Raw genomic sequence first — 22026 nt, 5'->3', positions numbered from 1 at the left:
CCTTTCGAGATACACCCTTAGCCCAAGCGAGCCGTCCCATGGCAAAACCCGCCACCATCAAGATCCGCCTGAATTCGACGGCAGATACCGGCTTTTTCTACGTGACGAAGAAAAACCCGCGCACCATGACCGAGAAAATGGTGAAGCGGAAATACGACCCGGTCGCGAAAAAGCACGTCGATTTCAAAGAAGGCAAGATCAAGTAAGATTTTGTTCCTTTTAGGAATTTAGAGAAACCCGCGCACGCAAGGCGCGGGTTTTTCCGTTCACGTGATCCGGGTCTTCGCGTCCTGATCCTCGTTCAGGTGCCGGATATCCCGCAGGCGGGGGAAAATAGCCAATGAGGCCGCTGCGACACCCATTGCCGCGAATCCCCCCAGCACCACGGTCGCCACGGGCCCGATTGCGGCCGCCATGAAGCCCGCCCGCGTCTCGCCGAGTTCGTTGGAGGCGCCGACAAAGATCGAATTCACAGCATTCACCCGGCCCCGCACGTCATCCGGCGTCCAGAGCTGAAGGATTATCTCGCGCACATAAACTGAGACCATGTCGAACCCGCCGACGCACATCAGGGCCAGGATGGACAACCAAGCGAGCGTTGACAGGCCGAATACGGCGGTCGCGAGCCCGAAGAAGATGACCGAAACGATCAGGATCCAGCCCGCATGATCGCGGATCGGAAAGGCCGTGATCAGGGCGATCCCGATGATTGCGCCGACGCCGGGCGCCGCGCGCAGCAGTCCAAGACCAAGCTCCCCGACTTGCAGGATGTCACGGGCATAGACCGGCATGAGCGCGACCGCGCCGCCGAGCAGAACCGCAAACAGGTCGAGCGAGACCGCGCCGAGAACAACCTTTTCCCGCCAGATATAACGAAAGCCGCCGAGAATACTGGACAGCGTGGGCGGCTCGCGGTTGATCTTCTGGGCTGGTTTCGGGATCGAGAAGATCAGGGCAGCGGCGAGCACGAAGAGGCTCGTGGCAGTGCCATAGGCGGCCTGAGGCGCGAGCCCGTAGAGCAGCGAGCCGACAACCGGCCCCGCGATGCTGGCGAGCTGCCAGGACGACGTGATCCAACCCACCGCATTGGCGAAATCTTCGCGCGGCACGAGATTGACCGCGAGACTGGTCGCCGCCGGGCCGTAAAAGGCGCGGGCCGTTCCGAACAGCGTGAGAATGGCGAGCACGAGTGTAGGCTCGAACCGCTGGTTGAGGACGAGGAAGAGGATGCTGGCCGCACAACTCATCATCACGAGCGCGCCGCAGCCCATGACCAGCCGCCGGCCCAGCCGGTCGGCCGCGTTGCCGGTGACCACGACGAGCAGCAGCGCCGGCAGGAACTGCACCAGGCCGATCCAACCGAGCAGGGCCGGATTGCGCGTCTCGTCGTACATCTGCCACGCGACAGAGACCGAAACGATCTGTGCCGAAAAGGATGTCAGGAACCGGGACAGGAAATACCGGCTATAGGACGAGTGCCGGAAGGCCGCGAAACGGTTTGACATGGCGCCCGCTGTCGCGCGCGGCGGCGGGCCTGTCAATCAGGCCGCGATGCTTTCAACTCGGTTGCGACCGGCGGACTTGGCCTGATAGAGCGCGCTGTCAGCACGGCCCATCAGTTCGGCCATCGTGTCGTCCACCCCGTTCAGGCTGGAGACGCCGGCGCTGATGGTGACTGATACATGACGCGAATCGCCGAGCACGCTGAACGTGCCCGCAGCAACCGCGCGGCGCACACGCTCTGCCGCCGCGCAGGCCAGATCGCCCGATGTGTCCGGCAGGATAACAAGGAACTCCTCGCCGCCCGGCCGACAGACGACGTCCATCGGACGCACGTTCTGGCGCAGGCGTTCGGCGATTTCCTGCAACACCTCGTCACCAGCCTGGTGACCATAGGTGTCGTTGATGTGCTTGAAATGATCGATGTCGAGCATCATCACCGACAAGGGCTTGTTGCCGATCACCGCGCGATGCATGAACTGCTGCAGCTGGTTGTTCATGTAGCGGCGGTTATAAAGGCCCGTGAGCTGGTCGATCACCGAGAGCTCCAGGCCGCGGTCGACCCGCTCGCGCAGGATCTCGACATAGCGTGTGCGGCGCGTCTGTGTGCGCACGCGGGCAAGCAACTCCTGTTTGTCGATCGGGGCCATGATCACGTCGCTGGCGCCGATCTCGAGGCCCTTGACCGCCTTCGCTCGCTCAAGCGGATCGCAGATGAGAAGAATGGATACGGCGCGCGTCACTTCACTGGTCTTGAAGTGGGCGCACAGTTTCAGCGGATCGAAAGAGGTGCTCAAAAGGGAGATGAGCAGCACATCGGTGCGCTCCTTGGCGAGATCGCCCATGCTTCCCGATTCCAGAAGCGTCATCACCCGGTGGCCCTGTTCGCGCAGCATCCCCGCGATCCGGGACGAGCTGCGCGGATTGTCGTCGATCAGAAAGACCCGGGCTGAAACAGTCGCTTCATCAACCAACGCCGCTTCGACCGCGCCGGTCTTGAGCCCGCTCGCCTCGCGCTTGCGAAGCTCGGACGTGACAGCATTGTAACGCATCAACGTGCTGACGCGCGAATTCAGCAGGAAGTCATCGACAGGTTTGGTGAGAAAATCCTCCGCACCCGCATCAAGGCCGCGCACCCGGTCTTCCGCATCGCTAAGCGCCGTGACCATGACAACGGGAATGTGGCTGGTCGCCGGATTTGCCTTGAGGCGGCGGCAAACTTCGTAGCCGTCCATACCTGGCATCATCACGTCCAGCAGGATGATCTCTGGATCATGCGCATTGGCGATCTCGATGGCCTGCGGACCGCTGCTCGCAAGAAGTACAGAATGATACTGCGCTTCCAGCTTGGCCTGCAGGAGCCGCCGGTTCGCTTCGATATCATCGACAACCAGGATCCGTGCGCTCATGCCGCCTCTTTCGGCATCAGCGCTTCCACCGCCCGGATAAAGGAGGCGATCTGGATGGGCTTTGAAAGATAGCCTTCGCAGCCCGCTTCACGCACACGCTGTTCGTCCGTACGCATCGCAAAGGCGGTCACTGCGAGGACGGGGATGTGCGCGACTTTCTTGTCGTCCTTCAGCCAGCGGGTGATGTCGAGCCCCGACACTTCCGGCAGCTGGATGTCCATGATGATGAGGTCGGGCAGCTCCTTACGGGCGATTTCCACGGCCTTGGCGCCGTCGCGGCACTGGAAGGTCTTGAAGCCATAGGCGCCCAACAGGTCGCAAAACAGGCGCATGTTGAGTTCATTGTCCTCAACCACCAACACTGTTCTGGAACGATCTTTGGACATGATACTCGAGTTTGCTGACGATTCGCGCGGATACCGACCGCTGATTTTCAGTTATACTGTCAAAAGTTAACACGCATTTATGCCGGACCGGCGGCACGTTTGCGGCAATTCATCAAAAGGGCGGGAAAACCGAGCAATGACAACCCTCTGCCGCGATTGTCTCGCTGTAAAGACAGAGGATTTCGAGCGCTGCCCGACCTGTGGCCGTCTGCGTGTGGTCAGCCACCCAAGACTCGATTCGCTGGCCATCGCACATGTCGATTGCGATGCCTTCTACGCAGCGGTCGAGCAACGGGACAATCCGGCGTTGCGGGACAAACCGCTGATCGTCGGCGGGGGCACGAGGGGCGTGGTGACGACCTGCTGCTATATGGCCCGGCTGTATGGGGTGCGTTCGGCCATGCCGATGTTCAAGGCGCTGAAGCTCTGCCCCGAGGCAGTGGTGGTACCGCCCGATTTCCGCAAGTACCATGAGGCGGGCCGCGCCATCCGTGCGCGGATGGACGAGCTCACCCCGCTCGTACAGCCGGTATCGATCGACGAGGCGTATCTCGACCTCTCCGGCACCGAGCGCCTGCATGGCGTGCCGCCGGCCGCCAGCCTGGCGCGGCTGGCCATCGACGTCGAGCAACAGGTGGGTGTCACCGTTTCCATCGGACTGTCGGCCAACAAGTTCCTGGCCAAGACGGCCAGCGAGCTCGACAAGCCCCGCGGCTTTGCCGTGCTGGCGCCGGAAGATGCGGAGGACTTTCTCGCCGACAAGCCAGTCGGCTTCCTGCATGGCGTTGGACCCAAGTTCGCCGAGTCCCTGAACCGTGACGGGTTTCACGTCATTTCCGATCTTCAGCGTGCGGAGCTCAAGGACCTGATCCGACGCTATGGCGAAACCGGAGACTGGCTGAAGCGATGCGCCCATGGCCGCGACAATCGGCCTGTCAGCGCGCATGACGAACGCAAGTCGGTTTCCAGCGAGACAACCTTCTTCGAAGACACCAGCGACCTCTCCGTACTCGAGGATCATCTCTGGCGCCTCAGCGTAAAAACCGCCGACCGGGCCAAGGCCGAAGGCGTTGTCGGCGTGGTCGTGACGCTGAAACTGAAGACCTCCGATTTCAAACAGGTCACGCGCCGGATCTCGCTCCACGAACCGACCCAGCTGGCGCAGGAAGTGTTCCGCACCGCGCGGCCGTTGCTGGCCAAGGAGGCCAACGGAAAAGTCCGGTACCGGCTGATCGGCGTCGGCCTGTCCGGCCTCTCCGCCTACAAGGCCGACGGCGTTGACCTGATCGATCCGAAAGTCGCCAAACGCGCCGCTGCCGAACGCGCCTCGGACAAAGCGCGCGCGAAGTTCGGACGGGACGCTGTGATCACCGGGCGCGCGGCGAAGATGGCGCGCAAGGACAAGGGCTGACTTGCGGGGCCGCGCAGGCTAGGACGGTGCGCGAAACAGATCACGGAGCCTGCCCATGCCCACCCCCGAAGCAAAACTCGACGCCCTCGGCATTGTGCTGCCCGCGCCGATGAAGCCTGTCGCGACCTATGTGCCCTACGTGATCACGGGTGATCTGCTCTACGTCTCCGGCCAGGTCAGCGCGACGCCCGAGGGCCGCATTCTCGGCCGTCTCGGCGATGACATGGAGCTTTCGGCTGGCCAGCATGCCGCCCGTATCTGCGGCATCAACCTGATCGCGCAGTGCAAGGCCGCCGTTGGCGAGCTGTCGCGCATCAAACGGGTCGTGAAGCTTGGCGGCTTCGTGAACTGCGCACCGTCCTTTGTGGATATTCCGCAGGTCGTGAATGGCTGTTCGGACCTGATGGTCGAAGTGTTCGGCGAGGCCGGCAAGCATGCCCGCTCGGCCGTCGCCTGCCCCACGCTGCCTCTGGGCGTGGCCGTCGAAGTGGACGGCGTGTTCGAGATCGGCTGAGCCATGGCGACCGCGTTCGACCTCAAGGCCTATGCCTATGCCCACCGCGGCCTCTGGCTGAAGGACGGACCGCCCGAGAATTCGCTCGCGGGTTTCAGGGCGGCGGCAAAGGCCGGGCTGGGCATCGAGTTCGACCTGCGGCCCGCCTCAGACGGAACGGCGATGATCTTCCACGACTCGCTGCTCGACCGGATGACGACCGAGAGCGGCGTGTTTGAAACCTTCGGCGCGGACCGGCTGAAGACCATGCGGATCAATGGCGGCGATGAGCCGATCCCCACCTTTGACGATCTGCTGGACGTCTGGCCGGACGACCTGCCGTTGCTCTGCGAGATGAAAATCGACGGCACGACCGATCCGGCCCTATTCGCGCGAACCATCGCAGACCGTCTGGCGGGCTGGCGCGGCCCCGCTGCTGCGATGAGCTTTTCGGAAGAAGCCGTGCGCGCCCTGCCCTCGACAATCATGCGCGGGCAGCTGGTGCTGCCGGTGGTGCATGCGGGCGAGGCGCGGTTCGATGAGACCGTCCAAAACGCCATCCGCGACGAGATCAATTATCTTGCGGTCCACTACACCGATACGGCGCGGGCGGCTGCGCTGGCCGATGCGGCCGGCCTGCCATTCGTGGTCTGGACCGTGCGCAGCGAGGCCGATCTGGCGGCTGCGCGGCCTTACAATCCAGCAATCATCTTCGAGCATATCGACCCGGCGCTTGCGGCGCCCTAAGTTCAGGGCATGGACGCCGTCAATCCTCGCATCAGCCAGATCAACACCTTCGCGGCCGTGGACCCGGTCGCCTGGAACGCGGTCGCAAACCCGCCGGGCCTGCCCTACGATCCGTTCCTGACCTGGGAATTCCTTGAAGCGATGGAGCGCTCTGGCGCCGCCACGCCGCGCACCGGCTGGCGCGGCAGCCATATTCTCGTGCACGAACCGGGCGGACGCCTGCGCGCCGCCATGCCGATGTGGTTCAAGAGCCATTCGCGGGGCGAGTTCGTGTTCGACCAGTCCTGGGCCGAAGCCTGGGAGCGTGCAGGCGGCGCCTATTATCCCAAGCTGCTCTCCGCCGTGCCCTTCACGCCTGTCACCGGGCGGCGGCTTCTGGTCGCGCCCGGACCGGATGCGGAGATGTACAAGGCGGCGCTGCTACAAGGCGCCTTCCATGTGGCGATGGAGACGGATGTTTCCTCGATGCACATCAACTTCATCGAGGCGTCCGAAACGGCCGCGCTGGAAGCCGCCGGCTTGCTGGTCCGCACAGACCAGCAATTCCACTGGCAGAACAACGGCTACGCATCCTTCGACGATTTTCTCGCCACCCTCTCCTCCGACAAGCGCAAGAACCTGCGCAAGGAGCGGGCGAAGGCGCAGGACGGGCTCGAATTCCGCCACATCACCGGCGATGAGATCACCGAAGATCATCTCGACCGGTTCTTCGACTTCTATATGGATACAGGAAGCCGCAAATGGGGCTCGCCCTATCTCACGCGCGCCAGTTTCTCTTTGCTCCGGGAACGGATGGCCAAGGACCTGTTGTTCGTCTTCGTCTATGACGGCGACACGGCGATTGCCGGCGCGATGAACCTGATCGGTTCTGAAACGCTCTATGGCCGCTATTGGGGCTGCACCGACCCGCGCCCCATGCTGCACTTCGAGACGTGCTACTATCAAGCGATAGACTTTGCCATCGCCCACGGCCTCAAGACCGTCGAAGCCGGCGCGCAAGGCGGGCACAAGCTCGCCCGGGGCTATGCCCCGGTGCTCACCTATTCCGCGCACTGGATCTCACACCCCGGCTTCCGCGACGCCGTCGCCGAATATCTGGAGCGGGAACGCGCCGCCGTCGATGCAGATTTTATCTACCTAAAAGACCGAACACCGTTCAGGAAAGAATCATGACCCTTCACGCTTCCTACGACCCATCAAACATTTTCAACAAGATCCTGCGCGGCGAGATGCCGAGCGTGAAAGTGTTCGAAGACGATGTGGCGCTCGCCTTCATGGATGTCTTCCCGCAGGTCGAAGGGCATACGCTGGTGATTCCGAAAGACGTGGCGGCACGCAATTTTCTGGACATGCCGGAGAACAAGCTGGGCGACTACATGCTCCGTGTTCAAAAGGTCGCCCGCGCGGTAGAAGCAACCCTCAAGCCGGACGGTCTGCGCGTGATGCAATTCAATGGCGCCCCGGCTGGACAGACCGTCTATCACCTTCACTTCCACATCCTGCCGATCTTTGACGGTGTGAAAGTCGGCGCCCATGCAAGCGGCGGAATGAAGAGCGCCGCAGACCTGGAGCCGATTGCTGCGAAAATCCGGGCTTCGTTCTAGCGCGGTTTCAGAAGCCTCACCCTCCCCGCAAGCAGAAAGGGTGGGGCTCTTTCCAAAAGCGACCTACAGGCCCAGCTTCGCCTTCAGGATGTCGTTGACCGCTTTCGGGTTGGCCTTGCCGCCCGAAGCCTTCATCACCTGACCCACGAACCAGCCGAGCGTCTGCGGCTTGTCCTTCACCTTGACGACCTGTTCGGGGTTCGCCGCGATGATCTCGTCAACCACCTTCTCGATGGCGCCGGTGTCGGTGACTTGTTTCAGGCCATGCTTCTCGACGATCGCCGCCGCCTCGCCTTCGCCCGCAATCATCCGAACGAAGACGTCCTTGGCAATCTTGCCGCTGATCGTGTCGTCAGAGATGAGCGCGATCAGACCACCGAGCGACACCGCCGAGACGGGACTTTGCGACAGTTCCAGGCCTTCTTTGTTGAGGTAGCCGAAGAGTTCCTGCGTGACCCAGTTGGCGGCGAGCTTTGCATCGCGGCCCTTGGCGACAATCTCGAAATACTCGGCCTTGTCGGCATCCGAAGTGAGCACGCCCGCGTCATAGCGCGACAAGCCATAGTCCTTCTCGAAGCGCGCACGCTTCTGGTCCGGCAGCTCGGGCAGCGACTTGCGGATTTCCTCGATCCAGGCCTGTTCGAATTCGAGCGGCAGGAGATCGGGATCCGGGAAATAGCGGTAGTCGTGCGCATCCTCCTTGGACCGCATAGACCGTGTCTCGCCCTTCACCGGATCATACAGCCGCGTTTCCTGATCAACCGTTCCGCCGCTTTCGATGATCTCGATCTGGCGGCGCGCTTCGTATTCGATAGCCTGCTGGATGAAGCGGTACGAGTTCATGTTCTTGAGCTCGCAGCGCGTGCCGAGATGACTGAAATCCCCCGTTTCGCGGAATTTCTCGTAAGCGCCGGGCTTGCAGACAGACACGTTCACGTCGGCGCGCAGATTGCCCTTCTCCATATCGCCGTCGCAGGTGCCAAGCGCGATGACGATGGCGCGCAGCTTCTTCACATAGGCAGCGGCCTCGGCGGGCGAGCGCACGTCGGGCTTGGAGACGATTTCCATGAGGGCCACACCGGAGCGGTTAAGGTCCACATAGGTCGAGTTCGGGTCCATGTCGTGGATCGACTTGCCGGCGTCTTGTTCGAGGTGCAGGCGTTCGATACGGCAAGGGAAGGAATAGCCCTCCTTGCCGGGCACTTCGACGTCGACCTCGATTTCGCCTTCGCCGACAATCGGGTGGGCGAACTGGCTGATCTGATAGCCCTGCGGCAGATCCGGATAGAAATAGTTCTTTCGGTCAAAGCGGCTGTATGTGTTGATCTGCGCCTTCAGGCCGAGCCCGGTGCGGATCGCCTGCTCCACGCAGAACTTGTTGATCACCGGCAGCATGCCCGGCATCGCCGCGTCCACGAGCGAGACGTTGCAGTTCGGATCGGCGCCGAACGCGGTCGAGGCGCCGGAGAACAACTTCGCATTCGAGGCGACCTGGGCATGGATTTCCAGACCCATGACGACTTCCCAGTCGCCGGTTTCGCCTTTGATGCGGAAGGTGGGGCGTTCAGACATCGGTACTCTCGATCAAACCTGTTCAGACTCGGCCCCTTCTAGCCCCCAGCCCCCGCCCCTGTCGAGCCGCGTGGCACCGCGATATGTCGCTGCTGCAGGGCGCTCGGCGGGCTTTTCTTTTGCCGGAAGCGGCGCAACATGTGACCGTTGCGCACAGGAGCCCGGCCAGCCATGCTGTTCAAGATGATCCTCGACGCCGCCAAGGACGATGAACGCGCCATCGCGCGCGGATTCCTGAAGCATATCGTGGTGGGCATCGGCGCCGGTTTCGCCCTCGGCAGCGCGGTGCTGGTCGCCCTGTTCCTGATCTTTGCGAAGCTCGACCTGCACGTGCCTGTGGTCTTCATGGCGGCGGCCATCTTGCAGTTCGGGCCCATCGGGGGGCTGATCGGCGCGGGCATCCACCTGTCGCGGATCACGGACCGGTCGGCGCCGGAAGACGAAGGCGATGATGACGAACCGGACGGCGGCACGAAGGCCGCAGTGACGCCTGCGCCGCGCGCACCGCAGCGCCCGTTTACAGCTTCCCTTGCTCCTTCGCCCGCCTGACGCGCTCGGCGCGGGCGGCCATCTTTTCCTTGATCGACGCATCGGCGGCGACGCGCGTGGGCTTTTCGCCTTCAGCCACCGGAAGCGGCGGAGGCGGAGGGGCTTCCTCCGGCTCCAGCTTGCCTTCGTCGATCAGCTTGCGGCGGCGCGCGGCCAACTCCGCCTCGCGAGCACTGTGCACCTTGGTCCGGCCGGAGAACAGGGCGGCCAGCTTGCCCTGGCCCGCACCGCCGGGCGCGGGGCGCTCGCTGAGATCGTTCTCGCGGTTCTTCAGGATCGTTGAAACGCGCCAGGCAACATAGGCCGCCACAGCGACGGCCACGCCTACCATGATGCGCATTTCAGGATCGAACAGGCTGTAGCCATACTGCGACAGCACGGCCCCCATCAGCACAAGGCCGATGGCCGTGAGCAGCACGAACAAGATCAGATAGCGTGTCATTCCTGAGTCTCCTTGGGGCCAGCAGTTCCGTCGCCGTCCTGCGGTCGGTTGGCATAGGGAATGGCGTCAAACTCAGCTTTCAGCCGGTCCTCGGCACCATCAATATCGAACACGCCCGTTGCTGCAATGATCACACCGATGACGGCAATCCCGACAAGCAGGCCGAGCGGGACGAAGACGAGGGACTCGCCTTGCGTTTCGTTGGTGTAGGTGAACTGCGGCGCAAGATAGAGACCGATCGCCAAGACGACCAGGACCAGTCCGAATCCGATGCGCAGCCAACGGCTCATGCGGCGGAAACTACCACCACTTCTCCGGTTTGGCCACGAAGCCGGCTGCGTCTTCCAGAGCGCCGCCGACGCGGAAGCAGGCGCTCTCGTCGAGCGCCTTGCCGATGACCTGCAGACCGAGCGGCAGTCCGCTGGCCGAGAGGCCCGCCGGCACTGCAATGCCCGGAAGGCCCGCAAGGTTTGCCGTCACGGTGAACACGTCGTTGAGGTACATCTCGACCGGATCGCCGGACTTCTCGCCGAAGGCAAAGGCAGGCGACGGACAGGCCGGCGTCAGGATCGCGTCGCACTTTTCGAAGGCATCGACGAAATCCTGGAAGATCTTGGTGCGGACCTTCTGGGCGCGCAGGTAGTAGGCGTCGTAATAGCCTGACGAAAGTACATACGTACCGATCATCAGGCGGCGCTGGACTTCCTTGCCGAAGCCGGAGGCGCGCGTGCCCTCGTAGGTCTGCGTCAAGTCCCTGCCTTCGACGCGCGCGCCATAACGCATGCCGTCATAGCGGGCAAGGTTGGACGAAGCTTCGGCGGGCGCAACGATGTAATAGGCCGGCAGGGCATACTTCGTGTGCGGAAGGGAAATGTCGACGATCTCTGCGCCGGCTTCCTTCAGCCACTTGATGCCCTGCTGCCAGAGCGCGTCGATCTCGTCGGAGAGGCCCTCGATACGGTATTCCTTCGGAATGCCAATCTTCATGCCCTTCACGCCCCTGCGCACATCCTTTCGCCAGTCCGGCGTCTTGATGTTCAGCGAGGTCGAATCCTTCGGATCGTGGCTGCACATCACTTCGAGCAGGATGGCGCTGTCTTCGACCGTCTTGCTGATCGGGCCTGCCTGATCGAGCGATGAGGCGAACGCCACCATGCCGTAGCGGCTGGCGCGGCCATAGGTGGGCTTGATGCCCACCGTGCCCGTAAACGAAGCGGGCTGGCGGATCGAACCGCCAGTGTCCGACGCCGTTGCGGCAAGGCAGAGGTTGGCAGCGACCGATGAAGCCGATCCGCCCGACGAACCGCCAGGGGTCAGGCTCTGGTTGTCGCCCTTGCGGCGCCAGGGGTTGATCACGTTGCCGAAATGCGACGTCTCGTTCGACGAACCCATTGCGAATTCGTCCATGTTGAGCTTGCCGAGCATGACGGCGCCTTCGTCCCACAAATTCTGAGTGACCGTGGATTCGTAAGTCGGGGTGAATTCGCCAAGAATGCCGCTGCACGCCGTCGTGCGCACGCCCTTGGTGCAATAGAGGTCCTTGATGCCGAGCGGCGCGCCATCGAGCTTGCCGGCCTTGCCCTTGGCGCGGCGCGCGTCGGAGGCTTTCGCCATATCCAGCGCCTTTTCAGGCGTTTCGACGACATAGGCGTTCAGCACGCGGGCCTTCTCGATGGCCGCGTTAAAGGCTTCGGTCAGCTCGACCGACGAAAATTGCTTCGAGTCCAATCCGTCCAGCGCTTCGGCGAGGGTCAGGGCGGTCAGGTCGGTCATGGGATTTCCCTATCGTGGACGTCGCCTGCTAGCCCCGCTGCCGCAAAAGTTCAAGTTTCTGTGAGCGGCTTGCGGCTGCGCCCCGCCGGGCGCACTGTGCAAAGCACAAAGCCAGCCCATTCAGGAGCTTTCTGCCATGAAAAACCTCATCCTGGCCGCCTGTGCCGCCATTGCCCTCGGCGGGTGCGCGTCCGCACCGGGCGAACCGACCAAGAAAGGCATCGAGAAATACGCGGGCGATCCGCGGCTCGGCGAGGAAACCAACAAGATCTGCTTCACGTCGAACATCGACGGTTTCAGCATGAACGACCGCGATACGGTGCTGCTGCATGATGGCAACAAGCGCTACATGGTCGAAGTGACCGGCACATGCTTCGATCTGGAGAATGCCCAGTCGATCGCGCTGGACGATACCACCGGCTGCCTGACGCCGGGCGACTCGATCATCGTGGCCGAAGCATTTGGCGGCAGCTTCGGCTCAAAGCGCTGCATGATCCGCAGCATCTACAATTGGGACCGCAAGGCCGAGAAGCCCGCGGAGACCGCTGAACCGGACGCACAAAATCCCTGATCACCCGGATGGCGCGCGCTTCGGCGCGTGCTAGACAGGTGCCATGCTTGCACCAGACAAAAGGGGCCGCGCCGAGGTTCGCACCTCGCCCCTGCACGGACGCGGATTGTTTGCCTCCCGCCTGATCCCTGAGGGTGGCGTTATCGGCGTCTATCCACTGCTGGTGCTCAGCCACGAGGATACAGCCACGCTGAAATCTACGCGGCTGTACCATTATGTGTTCTATGTCGACGAGCGCGCGGACGGCGCCATTCGGGCCGCCGTCGCGTTTGGGGAAATCTCGATGTGCAACCACAGCCCGGCCGCGAATGCCGAGTTTGAGGTTGACGCCGTCGCGCAAACCGTGACCTTGACTGCGTCAGCCGACCTGCCGGCCGGCACAGAGATTCTGATTGACTATCAAGAGTTTGCCGAAGAAGCGCTCTAGCGCCGCAACACAATCCGGGAGGAAACACCATGCCCAACACGGTTCCAAAGACCGCGCTCCAGCTACGCAGCCTGGCGAAAGCCTCAGGCGAATTGGAGCTTTCGCTCGCCGAAGTGCTCGTCCCGGAGCCCGGCCCCGATGACGTGCTGATCCGGGTCGAGGCCACGCCGATTAACCCGTCGGACCTTGGCTTGCTCGTCGGCGGCGCTGACATGAGTACCGCCAAGGCGTCGGGCACGAAGGAACAGCCCGTCGTCACCGCCAACATCCCTCCGCCCGCTTTGCGTGCAATGACCGCCCGTCTCGACCAATCCATGCCGGTCGGCAACGAGGGCGCGGGCGTGGTCGTCAAGGCCGGCTCCTCGCCCGCCGCGCAAGCCCTGCTCGGCAAGATGGTCGCCGGCCTCGGCGGCGAGATGTATTCGCAATACCGGATGCTCAACGTCGCGCAGTGCCTGCCGCTGCCGGATGGCACGTCGGCCAAGGACGGCGCGTCTTGCTTCGTGAACCCTCTGACCGCTCTGTCATTCGTTGAAACGATGAAGATGCAGGGCCGCACCGGCATCGTGCACACGGCTGCCGCATCCAACCTCGGCCAGATGCTGGTGAAGATCTGCCAGAAGGACAACGTCCCGCTGGTCAACATCGTGCGCAAGAAAGAGCAGGCCGACATCCTGAAGGGTCTCGGCGCGAAATACATCGTCGACTCGACCTCGCCGACCTTCATGGAAGACCTGATCACGGCCCTCGCCGAGACCAAGACGACGCTGGGCTTCGACGCCATCGGCGGCGGGCCGCTCGCCGGTCAGCTGCTCGTGGCCATGGAAGCTGCCGCCGTTCGCAACATGAAGGAATTCAGCCGTTACGGTTCGGGCCAGCAAACGCAGGTCTACATTTACGGCCGGCTCGACATGTCGCAGACAACCGTTCCGCCCGGCGTGGGTTTCGCCTGGAACCTCGGCGGTTACCTGCTGACACCGTTCCTGCAACAGGTGGGTCCGGAAGTTCGCGCCCGCATGCGCCAGCGCGTCGTCGACGAGCTGAAGACGACGTTCGCCAGCCACTACACAGCCGAAATCTCGCTGGCCGAAGCGCTCGATCTGAAAACGCTGCAGGCCTACAACGCCAAAGCAACCGGCGAGAAATACCTGATCAATCCCAACAAATAGCCTGCCGGCTTGCCGGGCCGCGCCAAGCGCGTGGCCCGGTCAAGGCAGTATCGGAGCGTGTTCGTTCAGCGCGCTATCGCTTCAGGTGTTCCATACCCTTGAGCTCGCCCGGCTTCGCGACCGGTGCGCCCAGTTTCGGCTTCACCTTCTCCGCCTTGGGCTTGCGGACTTCCTTGTTGGATTTCTTTTGACCCTTGGCCATCGGTTCAGTCTTTCAGTGACTGAGGCGGAATCGCCCCGCCACAGAGGTGGGGTGTTTCGCAGACGAATGTAAGCGGGTGGGGGAAGTCTATTCGACGGCCTTGGGCACAACGAAGAAGCCGTGTTCGCTGCGCGGCGCGTTGGCCAGCACCTGGTCGCGGATGTTGCCATCGGTGACGAGATCCTCGCGCATCGGCAGCTTCGTCTCGACGACGGAAGTCATGGGCGCAACGCCTTCGACGTCCACTTCGTTCAGCTGGTCGATCCAGCCGAGGATGCCGTTCAGCTCGCCGGCCAGCTCGTCCAGGCGCTCTTCCGGCACCGCAATACGGGACAAGCGGGCTACTTTGCGGACATCGTCGCGGGTAACGCTCATGGGGCGGCTCCTCTGGTCCGGCCCGATTACGCCATAGGCAAAGCCGCTTCAAGGCGGTATGTGCCCGCGCATGTCGGTTGTTGATCTGTTCGACCTGCCTGCGAAAGGCGTGCTGATCGGCCTCGATCCCGGCACGAAGACGCTCGGCGTTGCCGCAACCGACCCGAGCCGCATCCTCGCGAGCCCTGTCGAGACCATAGCCAAGGTGAAGCTCGCCCCCTCGCTGGCCCGGCTGTTCGAGATCTATGACGCGCGCCAGGGCGTCGGTCTCGTCGTCGGCCTGCCACTGAACACGGACGGTACGCAGGGCCCCCGGGTCCAGTCTGTGCGCACATTGGTTTCAAACCTGCTCAAGGTGCGCGACATTCCGGTGGCCTTCGAGGACGAACGTTATTCCACCGTGGCCGCCGATGAACTGCTCCGCGACCTCTCCTTCACCGAGCAGCGCCGCGCCGACCGGATCGACGCGATGGCCGCCGCCATGATCCTTCACTCGGCGCTGAAGCGGCTGGAGACGCCGCGATGACAGCGTTTCTCATCGCGCTCGTACCGGTCGTACTGATCGTGGTGTTGGGTCAGTTCCTCGCGCGCCGCGGCATGATCACCGGCGACGCTTTTCGCGCGCTCGACCGGCTGTCCTTCCTCGTCCTGCTGCCCGCCCTGATCGTGCGCGCGCTGGCCAACGCCTCGTTCGACGAGGCGCCCTGGCTGATGCTGGGCACCCTGCTCCTCGCACAGATCGTGATGGCGCTGGTCGGCCTCTCGGCGCGCTGGTGGCCCGGCATCGAGCGCCCCGCCATCGGCACCATCGTGCAGTCCAACGTACGCTGGAACACGATCATAGCCTTGTCCCTCGGCGGGCTGCTGTTCGGCAATCATGGCATTGCGCTGGTCAGCCTTGTCGCCGCGGCGATGATCCCCATGGCCAACGTCATCTCGGTCTACGCCCTGATCAGCCATGCCGACCATCCGCCCGGCACCAAGCCCCGCCCCCTGCTCGCGATGCTCCGCAACCCGCTCGTGATTGCCTGCGTGATCGGCATCTCGCTCGCGAGCTTCCACGTGAAGCTGCCGGTGATCGCCGACGAAACCCTGAAGATGCTCGCCAACGCCGCCATCGCTGCGGGGCTTCTCAGCGCGGGCGCGGGCGTCGATCTCGGTGCCTTGAAACGTGCAGGCCTGCGCACGTTCTTCTGGTCGACAGTCCGCCTCTTCGGCATGCCGCTGATCACACTCGCCATCGGCCTCACGCTCGGCCTCTCGGGACTGCCGCTCGCCATCGCCCTGATTTGCTCGGCCACTTCGACCGCGCCCAATTCCTACGTCCTGGCCCGCGAACTCGGCGGCGACTCGACCCTGGCGGCTAACCTGATCGCCGTGCAGACGCTCAGCGCGGCCGTCACCCTGCCCCTCGTCTGGCTGCTCATCCTCGCCATCGGGGCCGCCTGAAGGCTTGCTCCGCACCGGAATCGCGCCTAAACCGCCGCAAATCGAAGGGGCCTTCATGGCAGCGGCGCACGCAGACTACACCTTCCGGCACGACCATTTGCTGGGAATCGAAGGCCTTCACCCCCTTGATATTGCTCACATATTAGACTTGGCGGACACTTATGCCGAGGCCACACGCAAGGGCCTTAGGCCCGAGCCGGTCCTCACCGGCAAGACCGTGGTAAACTTGTTCTTCGAGAACTCGACTCGTACCATGTCCAGCTTCGAGATCGCCGCCCGCCGTCTGGGCGCGGATGTGGTGTCGATGCCGGTCGCCAATTCGAGCGTGAAGAAGGGCGAGACCCTGATCGACACGGCGATGACGCTGAACGCGATGAAACCGGATGCGCTGGTCGTGCGCCACTCTGCCTCGGGCGGCGCGAAACTGCTCTCCCGCAAGGTCGATTGCGCGGTGATCAATGCCGGCGACGGCACGCACGAACACCCGACGCAGGCCCTGCTGGACCTGCTGACCATCCGCCGCGTGAAGCGCCGTATCGAGGGCCTCAAGGTCGTCATCTGCGGCGACATCGCCCACAGCCGCGTGGCGCGTTCCACCACGATGGCGCTGCACCTGATGGGCGCACGCGTCCATCTTTGCGGCCCACGCACACTGATCCCTCCGGGTACGGACACATGGGGCGCCGAAAGTGCGGGCACGGACTTTGACCAGGCCTTGCCCGGCGCAGACGTGGTGATGATGCTGCGCCTCCAGCTGGAGCGCATGAATGGCAGCTTCCTGCCGAGCCAGCGCGAATACTTCCGCTATTTCGGCCTCACGGCCGACCGTCTCGCCCTCGCCAAGCCGGATGGCATCGTCATGCACCCCGGTCCGATGAACCGCGGGGTCGAGATCGAAAGTTCCATCGCCGATGGCGAACGTTCGGTTATCACCCAGCAGGTCGAAATGGGTGTTGCCGTGCGCGAAGCGGTTCTTCACCTGCTCGCAGGAGGGCGCGCATGAGCCTCGAAATCGTGAATGCCCACCTCATTGATCCGGCCACCGGCACGGATGCACCCGGCGGCGTGCTCATCGACCGGGGCATTATCAAGGAATTCCGTACAGGAACGGGTGTGTCCTTCAGCGGCGCCTCCGAGACCATCGATGCCGGCGGCCTCTGCCTCGCGCCCGGCCTGATCGACCTGCGCGCCAAGACCGGAGAACCCGGCGGGGAGCACAAGGAAACGCTCGCCACCGCCTCACGCGCCGCCCTCTCCGGCGGCATTACCAGCCTCGTCGTGATGCCCGACACGCGCCCCGTCATCGACGATGTGGCGCTGGTGCAGTTCATTGCCGAGCGGGGCCGCGAAACGGCGTTCGCGCGTGTCTATCCGGCGGGCGGTCTGTCGGTCGGCCTCGCGGGCGAAGCGATGTCCGAGATCGGCATGATGGCCGAAGCCGGCGCCGTGCTGTTCACCAATGGCGACTGGCCGATCGCCAGCGCGCAGGTGATGAAGCGCGCGATGGCCTACGCCGCCAGCCGCGGCGCCATCGTGATGTCGCGTCCCGATGATCGCTCACTGGCCGGTGGCGGCGTGATGAACGCGGGCGAATTTGCGGCCCGAAATGGCCTGTCCGGCATCCCGGTCGAAGCCGAATGGATCGGCGCCATGCGCGACGTGACACTCGCCGAGCAGACCGGCTGCGCGCTGATCCTCGATCAGGTCACCACCCAGCGCACGCTCGACATCGCAGACATCGCACGCGGCCGGGGCGCAAAGGTCTTCACCACGGTCGCCGCCCATTCCCTGTTCTTCAACGAGCTCGATGTCGGCGACTACCTCACCTATTGCAAGGTCAACCCGCCCTTCCGCACAGAGCAGATGCGCAAGACACTGATCCAGTGCCTGAAGGAAGGGTCGATTAACGCCGTCGTCTCTGCGCACGATCCTCAGCCCCCAGAAGAAAAGCGCCTGCCCTTCGGTGAGGCGACGTTCGGCGCCGCGGGGCTCGAGACAGTTCTACCCTGCTTGCTGACACTGGTGGCGGAAGGCGAGCTGTCGATGATTGAGGCGCTCACTCCGGTCACCATCGGCCCAGCCTCCATTCTCGGCCTGCCGCAGGGCCGAATTGCCAGGAATGCCCCTGCCGACCTGATCCTCTTCGATCCCGGTAAACCCTGGCTCTGCGACCGCGACCACCTGCTCTCGCGTTCGAACAACTCACCATTCGACGGGCGCAGGCTGCAGGGCCGGGTGATGCGCACGTTTGTCGGTGGCAGGACTGTGTTCGAGCGATAAGTGTGCCACCCTGTCCGCACCATTTGGTTGGAGGACGCAGCCTGCGCTCGAGCAAAGCCTACCTGCTCATCCTGATCTCATCGCTGTCTTTGGCATCGCTGGGGGCGCAGCGAGTGTGTACGCGGATGCCGCAACGGTCGGCTCGACGGGCGGCATCTATGCGGCGCTTGAACGCGCGGGTCAGGCTGACAATCAAGCACTGCGCGACGAACTCGATGCCGTCTTGCTGCCGCAGAAACGGCTCTGGTCGGTCTTGGGAATCGGAGGGCTTGTGTCCACTGTCCTCGCCCTCCTGGCGCTGGTGATCGGCTGGAGCCCGACCAAGTAATCCGCCCGCCCCTTGCCGCCTCTGCCGGGCCTGACTACACCTTGCCCCATCAGGGACGGGCGAGGAACACACCACCATGCCGGAATGGGCCATCTACGCACTTGCGTCGCTCGTCGGCTATCTGGCGGGGTCAGTCCCGTTCGGGCTGGTGATCACCAAGGCCGCCGGTCTCGGTGACATCCGCGCTATCGGCTCGCACAGCATCGGCGCCACCAACGTGCTGCGCACCGGCCGCAAGGATCTCGCCCTCGCCACCTTCCTGCTCGACAGCCTGAAAGCGGGCCTCGCCGCGCTCGGCTTCTCGATAGTGGCCGGTCCCGAGGCCGGCGTCATCGCAGGCGCCAGCGCGTTCATCGGCCACTGCTATCCCGTCTGGCTCGGCTTCAAAGGCGGCAAGGGCGTCGCCACCTATGCCGGCCTGCTGATCTTCATCACCCCCCTCAAAGGCCTCCTGATCGGTGCGCCCGTCTGGCTTGGCGTCTTTGCGCTGACGCGCATTTCGTCACTCTCGGCCCTCTGCGCCGCCATCGCGGTGCCGCCGGGTGCCTACCTTCTCGGAGAGCGCAATCCGGTGATCCTGGCCGGGCTCTCGCTTCTGTCCGTCCTGGTGTTCTGGACTCACCGCGCGAACATCGGCCGGCTCCTCTCGGGAACCGAGCCGCGCTTCGGAAAGTCGAAAGCCAAGCCGGAAGAATGAGCCCACGCCGGCTGAACGAGACCGAGCGGCGAGACGGGGTGCGCCAGGCCGTCGGCCCGCACCCTATGCCCCTCGACGAGATCGCCCGTGCCGCAGGGCTCAATCCAGCCCAGTGCAGCGCCGTCGCGAGAGAGTTGGAGCTCGCCGGAGAGGCGCTGTCCTATCCGGGCGGACTTTTGGCCCGCGCGGTTTAGCTGTGGCCTGTGTGCACCGTCCCGGCGGGCAAAAGCAGGCCGTGGCTGCGCCATGGCTGGACGGCCCGCTGGATCGACTCTAAGCCTTCCCTGACGTCGGCACGGTCCTGCAGGGGAAGACAGGCCGCGCTCAATGACGGCAGACTGAGGGTGAAACTTTTGGCAATGTGGTCCCAATACGCCCTGCTCGCCGGATTTTCCGCGGTGCTGCCCTTTGCTGCCTATGCCGAGGACGCCGGCACCAGCGAAACCGCACCCGCAACCGAAACCGTCGATGAGCGGGTGATTCTCGAAGCCGACACGGTCTACGAACTGCGAGAAGAGAACAGCCTCGTTGCCGAGGGCAATGTTGAAGCCCTGTATCAAGGCCGCATCCTGCGCGCCGACCGGCTTGTCTATAACCGCACCACCGAAAAGGTGCGCGCCAACGGCAATGTCGTGATCATCGACACCGACGGCTCGCAACAGTTCGCTGACGAAGTCGAGGTCGGCTCGAACCTTTCGGACGGCTACGCCATCGGCTTCTCGGCGCGCCTTGCGCAAGGCGCCAGCGTCGCTGCGAACTCCGCAATCCGCCGGCCCGACGGCATCAACGCGCTCGATCAGGTCGTCTACACGTCCTGCGAGGTTTGCGAGGAAAAGAAAACGCCGACTTGGGCCATCCGTGCCCGCCGCGCAGTGCTGGACGAACAGAGCCAGATGATCTCCTACCGCGATGCGGTGGTCGAGGTGGCCGGCATCCCGGTCTTCTATCTGCCTTATCTGGCCCACCCCGATCCGAACTCGGACCGCCGCTCGGGCCTGCTCATTCCGAATGCTGGCGTGTCCTCGAAACTCGGCACCTTCTACAAACAGCCCTACTACTGGGCGATCTCCGATTATTCGGACCTGACGATCGCACCGCTGCTGTCGGAAAACGTGAACCCTGTTCTCAATCTCGAATACCGCAAACGCTTCTATTCCGGCGCCTTGAATATCGAGACGAGCTTTACTGAAGAGGCCGATTTCGACAGCGACGGCGTGCGCTTCGGCGAAGAGAAATTCCGCGGCCACGTCTACGCCAACGGCGCCTTCGCGCTCTCGCCGGAATGGATATGGGGCTTTGCCGTCGAGAGCCAGACGGACGACCTCTACGACCGCCGCTACGATATCGACGGCCAGAACGACAAGCGCGGCCTGTATTCGAACCAGCCCCGCCGCCTGCTGTCGCAGCTCTATGCCGTCGGCCAGGGCGACGACTATTACGCTGACGCTGCAGTCCTGCAGTTCCAGGGCCTGAGGGGCGTTGACGATGCCAGCCGCCTGCCCACCGTGTCGCCGCTGCTTTATGCCGAAAAGAACTGGAACCTTGGCAGCTACGGCTTTGCCAAGGCAGAAGTTTCCTCGGCCGTAATCACACGCGACGTCGGCGCCGACAGCCAGCGCGTCAGCGTCGGCGGCGAATGGCGCGACTTCAACCTGCTTCCCGGCGGCGTGACCTTTGAGCCCTTTGCCGAGATCCGCGGCGACTATTACGCGTTGGACGAAGCCGTCAGCGGTGAGCCCGATGTCACGCGGGCCGTCGGCAATGCCGGCGCCAAGTTCGCCTATCCGCTGTACCGGCCCGGCAAGACTGTCGACCTGATGCTGGAACCGGCGGTCATGGCCGCCTGGGGCTTCTCGAACGTCAATGATTCGGCGATCCCCATCGAGGACAGCCAGCTCTACGAGTTCGATGAATCGAACCTCTACCAGGCCAATGGCTTCGACAATTATGACCTCTACGAGGGCGACGGGAAGGTCAGCGCCGGCCTGACCGGCCGGGCGATCTGGAAGAACGGCGTCGAACTCAGCACCACGGTCGGCCGCCGTTGGCGCTCGCGCCCCGACGCCGCTTTCGATGTCGCTTCCAACCTCGATGGCACATCGTCGGACTGGGTGGTGGCCTCGTCGGTTGACCTTGGCCGCGCGCTGCGCGTCTCCAGCCGCATGCGCCTCGATGATGAGGAATACTCCCTTAACCGACTGGACCTGCGGTTTTCGACCTCCTTCAGCCGGTTCCGGGCCGTCGGCCAATATTACAAGATCGACCCGCGGATCAGCCCGACGGGCACGGCCGATGAAGGCATCTACCTTCAGGGCGAAGTGCAGGTCACCAAGCAGTACTCGCTGATCTTCGGCCAGCTGCGCGATATCACGGATGACATCGACGCCCGTCAGTCCATCGGCCTCGCCTATTCCGACGATTGCTCGCGCTTCGAGCTGATCTACAGCCGCAACGAGTTGCGCGACCGTACGCTTGGCCCGTCGGAAAACATCCAGTTCCGGTTCACCTTGAAATCGCTGGGTAACTTCGGATCGAGCGAGTTCGACTGATCTGGTTCGCCTGCGGCCTGAAAACTGCAACAAATCATGGCTTACTGTGCTCCCGCGTTGCGCGGGGGGCGGGGATTTGTAAGGTCTTCGGGA

General features: G+C 63.5%; 27 protein-coding genes. 18 read left to right on the top strand and 9 right to left on the bottom strand.

All coding sequences use genetic code 11. From position 1 onward, the window contains the following. Window positions 1–38 precede the first annotated feature (38 nt). Window positions 39–206 carry a 50S ribosomal protein L33 gene (gene rpmG / locus GC148_RS09820; protein ID WP_291044473.1) on the top strand — a complete coding sequence of 56 codons (168 nt, stop codon included), beginning with the start codon at window positions 39–41 and terminating at the stop codon, window positions 204–206. A gap of 60 nt (window positions 207–266) precedes the next feature. On the opposite strand, the gene GC148_RS09815 is transcribed toward rpmG, so the two are convergent. Genes GC148_RS09815 through GC148_RS09805 form a run of 3 tightly spaced genes read right to left on the bottom strand, consistent with a single transcriptional unit; the run spans window position 267 to window position 3295 of the window. After that, window positions 267–1505, bottom strand: coding sequence for an MFS transporter (locus GC148_RS09815; RefSeq protein WP_291070542.1), 1239 nt, complete (start codon window positions 1503–1505; stop codon window positions 267–269). A 36-nt stretch (window positions 1506–1541) separates the two neighbouring features. Beyond that, on the bottom strand, window positions 1542–2909 hold the full coding sequence (locus GC148_RS09810; protein WP_291070541.1) for a PleD family two-component system response regulator: 1368 nt from the start codon (window positions 2907–2909) through the stop codon (window positions 1542–1544). Further along, window positions 2906–3295: a response regulator gene (locus GC148_RS09805; RefSeq protein WP_291070539.1), complete on the bottom strand. Its 390-nt coding sequence runs from the start codon at window positions 3293–3295 to the stop codon at window positions 2906–2908. The genes GC148_RS09810 and GC148_RS09805 overlap by 4 nt, the downstream gene beginning before the upstream one ends. 136 nt (window positions 3296–3431) lie before the next feature. Between GC148_RS09805 and GC148_RS09800 the strand changes: the two genes are divergently transcribed. From GC148_RS09800 to GC148_RS09780, 5 genes are read left to right on the top strand one after another with little or no spacing between them, the layout of a single operon-like run. Further along, on the top strand, window positions 3432–4706 hold the full coding sequence (locus tag GC148_RS09800) for a DNA polymerase IV (RefSeq protein ID WP_291070537.1): 1275 nt from the start codon (window positions 3432–3434) through the stop codon (window positions 4704–4706). A gap of 55 nt (window positions 4707–4761) precedes the next feature. Further along, entirely contained in the window at window positions 4762–5220 is a 459-nt protein-coding gene (locus tag GC148_RS09795; protein ID WP_291070536.1) for a RidA family protein, read from the top strand. A gap of 3 nt (window positions 5221–5223) precedes the next feature. Beyond that, window positions 5224–5946: a glycerophosphodiester phosphodiesterase family protein gene (locus tag GC148_RS09790; RefSeq protein WP_291070534.1), complete on the top strand. Its 723-nt coding sequence runs from the start codon at window positions 5224–5226 to the stop codon at window positions 5944–5946. A gap of 9 nt (window positions 5947–5955) precedes the next feature. After that, window positions 5956–7119, top strand: coding sequence for a GNAT family N-acetyltransferase (locus GC148_RS09785; RefSeq protein ID WP_291070533.1), 1164 nt, complete (start codon window positions 5956–5958; stop codon window positions 7117–7119). Continuing rightward, complete coding sequence (locus GC148_RS09780) at window positions 7116–7550, top strand: HIT family protein (protein ID WP_291070531.1); 435 nt, start codon at window positions 7116–7118, stop codon at window positions 7548–7550. Before GC148_RS09785 ends, GC148_RS09780 begins: the two co-directional genes overlap by 4 nt. Window positions 7551–7613: 63 nt before the next feature. On the opposite strand, the gene gatB is transcribed toward GC148_RS09780, so the two are convergent. Then, window positions 7614–9122, bottom strand: a complete 1509-nt coding sequence (gene gatB / locus GC148_RS09775; RefSeq protein WP_291070529.1) for an Asp-tRNA(Asn)/Glu-tRNA(Gln) amidotransferase subunit GatB — start codon at window positions 9120–9122, stop codon at window positions 7614–7616. Window positions 9123–9293: 171 nt separating this feature from the next. On the opposite strand from gatB, the gene GC148_RS09770 reads away from it, so the two are divergent. Continuing rightward, the gene (locus GC148_RS09770) at window positions 9294–9671 is read left to right on the top strand and encodes a hypothetical protein (RefSeq protein WP_291070528.1); all 378 of its coding nucleotides are present in this window, start codon (window positions 9294–9296) and stop codon (window positions 9669–9671) included. Here GC148_RS09770 and GC148_RS09765 read toward each other — a convergent pair. Genes GC148_RS09765 through gatA form a run of 3 tightly spaced genes read right to left on the bottom strand, consistent with a single transcriptional unit; the run spans window position 9640 to window position 11886 of the window. After that, window positions 9640–10113, bottom strand: coding sequence for a hypothetical protein (locus tag GC148_RS09765; protein WP_291070527.1), 474 nt, complete (start codon window positions 10111–10113; stop codon window positions 9640–9642). The genes GC148_RS09770 and GC148_RS09765 overlap by 32 nt on opposite strands. Continuing rightward, complete coding sequence (locus tag GC148_RS09760; protein WP_291070526.1) at window positions 10110–10403, bottom strand: hypothetical protein; 294 nt, start codon at window positions 10401–10403, stop codon at window positions 10110–10112. The genes GC148_RS09765 and GC148_RS09760 overlap by 4 nt, the downstream gene beginning before the upstream one ends. A 10-nt stretch (window positions 10404–10413) precedes the next feature. After that, on the bottom strand, window positions 10414–11886 hold the full coding sequence (gene gatA, locus GC148_RS09755; protein ID WP_291070524.1) for an Asp-tRNA(Asn)/Glu-tRNA(Gln) amidotransferase subunit GatA: 1473 nt from the start codon (window positions 11884–11886) through the stop codon (window positions 10414–10416). Window positions 11887–12022: 136 nt separating this feature from the next. Between gatA and GC148_RS09750 the strand changes: the two genes are divergently transcribed. The 3 genes from GC148_RS09750 to GC148_RS09740 are packed head-to-tail and all read left to right on the top strand — an operon-like array spanning window position 12023 to window position 14053. Then, window positions 12023–12457, top strand: a complete 435-nt coding sequence (locus tag GC148_RS09750; protein ID WP_291070523.1) for a DUF6491 family protein — start codon at window positions 12023–12025, stop codon at window positions 12455–12457. 43 nt (window positions 12458–12500) lie between these two features. Further along, window positions 12501–12884: an SET domain-containing protein-lysine N-methyltransferase gene (locus GC148_RS09745; RefSeq protein ID WP_291070521.1), complete on the top strand. Its 384-nt coding sequence runs from the start codon at window positions 12501–12503 to the stop codon at window positions 12882–12884. 29 nt (window positions 12885–12913) lie between these two features. Then, window positions 12914–14053: a zinc-binding dehydrogenase gene (locus GC148_RS09740; protein WP_291070520.1), complete on the top strand. Its 1140-nt coding sequence runs from the start codon at window positions 12914–12916 to the stop codon at window positions 14051–14053. 73 nt (window positions 14054–14126) lie between these two features. Here the strand turns inward: GC148_RS09740 and GC148_RS09735 are convergent, their stop codons facing one another. Both GC148_RS09735 and gatC read right to left on the bottom strand, forming a co-directional pair. Beyond that, complete coding sequence (locus tag GC148_RS09735; RefSeq protein WP_291070519.1) at window positions 14127–14255, bottom strand: hypothetical protein; 129 nt, start codon at window positions 14253–14255, stop codon at window positions 14127–14129. Between the two features lie 87 nt (window positions 14256–14342). Continuing rightward, a complete protein-coding gene (gatC, locus tag GC148_RS09730; protein WP_291070518.1) occupies window positions 14343–14630 on the bottom strand; it encodes an Asp-tRNA(Asn)/Glu-tRNA(Gln) amidotransferase subunit GatC in 288 nt (95 codons plus the stop codon). Window positions 14631–14700: 70 nt separating this feature from the next. Here gatC and ruvX point away from each other — a divergent pair, with 70 nt between their 5' ends. The 8 genes from ruvX (at window position 14701) to lptD (ending at window position 21933) form a co-directional block, all read left to right on the top strand. Further along, window positions 14701–15156, top strand: coding sequence for a Holliday junction resolvase RuvX (gene ruvX, locus GC148_RS09725; protein ID WP_291070516.1), 456 nt, complete (start codon window positions 14701–14703; stop codon window positions 15154–15156). Further along, window positions 15153–16079 (top strand): AEC family transporter, encoded by a 927-nt coding sequence (locus GC148_RS09720; RefSeq protein WP_291070515.1) that lies wholly within the window; start codon window positions 15153–15155, stop codon window positions 16077–16079. Before ruvX ends, GC148_RS09720 begins: the two co-directional genes overlap by 4 nt. 55 nt (window positions 16080–16134) lie before the next feature. Further along, window positions 16135–17082, top strand: coding sequence for an aspartate carbamoyltransferase catalytic subunit (locus GC148_RS09715; protein WP_291070514.1), 948 nt, complete (start codon window positions 16135–16137; stop codon window positions 17080–17082). Continuing rightward, entirely contained in the window at window positions 17079–18359 is a 1281-nt protein-coding gene (gene pyrC, locus GC148_RS09710; protein WP_291070513.1) for a dihydroorotase, read from the top strand. The genes GC148_RS09715 and pyrC overlap by 4 nt, the downstream gene beginning before the upstream one ends. Before the next feature lie 115 nt (window positions 18360–18474). Further along, the gene (locus GC148_RS09705; protein WP_291070511.1) at window positions 18475–18687 is read left to right on the top strand and encodes a hypothetical protein; all 213 of its coding nucleotides are present in this window, start codon (window positions 18475–18477) and stop codon (window positions 18685–18687) included. Window positions 18688–18763: 76 nt separating this feature from the next. Then, complete coding sequence (gene plsY / locus GC148_RS09700) at window positions 18764–19384, top strand: glycerol-3-phosphate 1-O-acyltransferase PlsY (RefSeq protein ID WP_291070510.1); 621 nt, start codon at window positions 18764–18766, stop codon at window positions 19382–19384. Further along, complete coding sequence (locus GC148_RS09695) at window positions 19381–19578, top strand: hypothetical protein (RefSeq protein ID WP_291070508.1); 198 nt, start codon at window positions 19381–19383, stop codon at window positions 19576–19578. Before plsY ends, GC148_RS09695 begins: the two co-directional genes overlap by 4 nt. 165 nt (window positions 19579–19743) lie before the next feature. Beyond that, complete coding sequence (gene lptD / locus GC148_RS09690) at window positions 19744–21933, top strand: LPS assembly protein LptD (RefSeq protein WP_291070507.1); 2190 nt, start codon at window positions 19744–19746, stop codon at window positions 21931–21933. Window positions 21934–22026: the final 93 nt, after the last annotated feature.

It is taken from the genome of Hyphomonas sp. (assembly GCF_016125515.1).
Classification (GTDB): domain Bacteria; phylum Pseudomonadota; class Alphaproteobacteria; order Caulobacterales; family Hyphomonadaceae; genus Hyphomonas.
The sequence above is the reverse complement of the archived record's forward strand: the minus strand, read 5'-3'. Positions and strand labels throughout refer to the sequence as shown.

Bases quoted from the DNA above. Each gene is read 5' to 3' on its own strand.
- rpmG (WP_291044473.1), top strand. From the start codon at position 39: ATGGCAAAACCCGCCACCATCAAGATCCGCCTGAATTCGACGGCAGAT.
- GC148_RS09815 (WP_291070542.1), bottom strand. From the start codon at position 1,505: ATGTCAAACCGTTTCGCGGCCTTCCGGCACTCGTCCTATAGCCGGTAT.
- GC148_RS09810 (WP_291070541.1), bottom strand. From the start codon at position 2,909: ATGAGCGCACGGATCCTGGTTGTCGATGATATCGAAGCGAACCGGCGG.
- GC148_RS09805 (WP_291070539.1), bottom strand. From the start codon at position 3,295: ATGTCCAAAGATCGTTCCAGAACAGTGTTGGTGGTTGAGGACAATGAA.
- GC148_RS09800 (WP_291070537.1), top strand. From the start codon at position 3,432: ATGACAACCCTCTGCCGCGATTGTCTCGCTGTAAAGACAGAGGATTTC.
- GC148_RS09795 (WP_291070536.1), top strand. From the start codon at position 4,762: ATGCCCACCCCCGAAGCAAAACTCGACGCCCTCGGCATTGTGCTGCCC.
- GC148_RS09790 (WP_291070534.1), top strand. From the start codon at position 5,224: ATGGCGACCGCGTTCGACCTCAAGGCCTATGCCTATGCCCACCGCGGC.
- GC148_RS09785 (WP_291070533.1), top strand. From the start codon at position 5,956: ATGGACGCCGTCAATCCTCGCATCAGCCAGATCAACACCTTCGCGGCC.
- GC148_RS09780 (WP_291070531.1), top strand. From the start codon at position 7,116: ATGACCCTTCACGCTTCCTACGACCCATCAAACATTTTCAACAAGATC.
- gatB (WP_291070529.1), bottom strand. From the start codon at position 9,122: ATGTCTGAACGCCCCACCTTCCGCATCAAAGGCGAAACCGGCGACTGG.
- GC148_RS09770 (WP_291070528.1), top strand. From the start codon at position 9,294: ATGCTGTTCAAGATGATCCTCGACGCCGCCAAGGACGATGAACGCGCC.
- GC148_RS09765 (WP_291070527.1), bottom strand. From the start codon at position 10,113: ATGACACGCTATCTGATCTTGTTCGTGCTGCTCACGGCCATCGGCCTT.
- GC148_RS09760 (WP_291070526.1), bottom strand. From the start codon at position 10,403: ATGAGCCGTTGGCTGCGCATCGGATTCGGACTGGTCCTGGTCGTCTTG.
- gatA (WP_291070524.1), bottom strand. From the start codon at position 11,886: ATGACCGACCTGACCGCCCTGACCCTCGCCGAAGCGCTGGACGGATTG.
- GC148_RS09750 (WP_291070523.1), top strand. From the start codon at position 12,023: ATGAAAAACCTCATCCTGGCCGCCTGTGCCGCCATTGCCCTCGGCGGG.
- GC148_RS09745 (WP_291070521.1), top strand. From the start codon at position 12,501: ATGCTTGCACCAGACAAAAGGGGCCGCGCCGAGGTTCGCACCTCGCCC.
- GC148_RS09740 (WP_291070520.1), top strand. From the start codon at position 12,914: ATGCCCAACACGGTTCCAAAGACCGCGCTCCAGCTACGCAGCCTGGCG.
- GC148_RS09735 (WP_291070519.1), bottom strand. From the start codon at position 14,255: ATGGCCAAGGGTCAAAAGAAATCCAACAAGGAAGTCCGCAAGCCCAAG.
- gatC (WP_291070518.1), bottom strand. From the start codon at position 14,630: ATGAGCGTTACCCGCGACGATGTCCGCAAAGTAGCCCGCTTGTCCCGT.
- ruvX (WP_291070516.1), top strand. From the start codon at position 14,701: ATGTCGGTTGTTGATCTGTTCGACCTGCCTGCGAAAGGCGTGCTGATC.
- GC148_RS09720 (WP_291070515.1), top strand. From the start codon at position 15,153: ATGACAGCGTTTCTCATCGCGCTCGTACCGGTCGTACTGATCGTGGTG.
- GC148_RS09715 (WP_291070514.1), top strand. From the start codon at position 16,135: ATGGCAGCGGCGCACGCAGACTACACCTTCCGGCACGACCATTTGCTG.
- pyrC (WP_291070513.1), top strand. From the start codon at position 17,079: ATGAGCCTCGAAATCGTGAATGCCCACCTCATTGATCCGGCCACCGGC.
- plsY (WP_291070510.1), top strand. From the start codon at position 18,764: ATGCCGGAATGGGCCATCTACGCACTTGCGTCGCTCGTCGGCTATCTG.
- GC148_RS09695 (WP_291070508.1), top strand. From the start codon at position 19,381: ATGAGCCCACGCCGGCTGAACGAGACCGAGCGGCGAGACGGGGTGCGC.
- lptD (WP_291070507.1), top strand. From the start codon at position 19,744: ATGTGGTCCCAATACGCCCTGCTCGCCGGATTTTCCGCGGTGCTGCCC.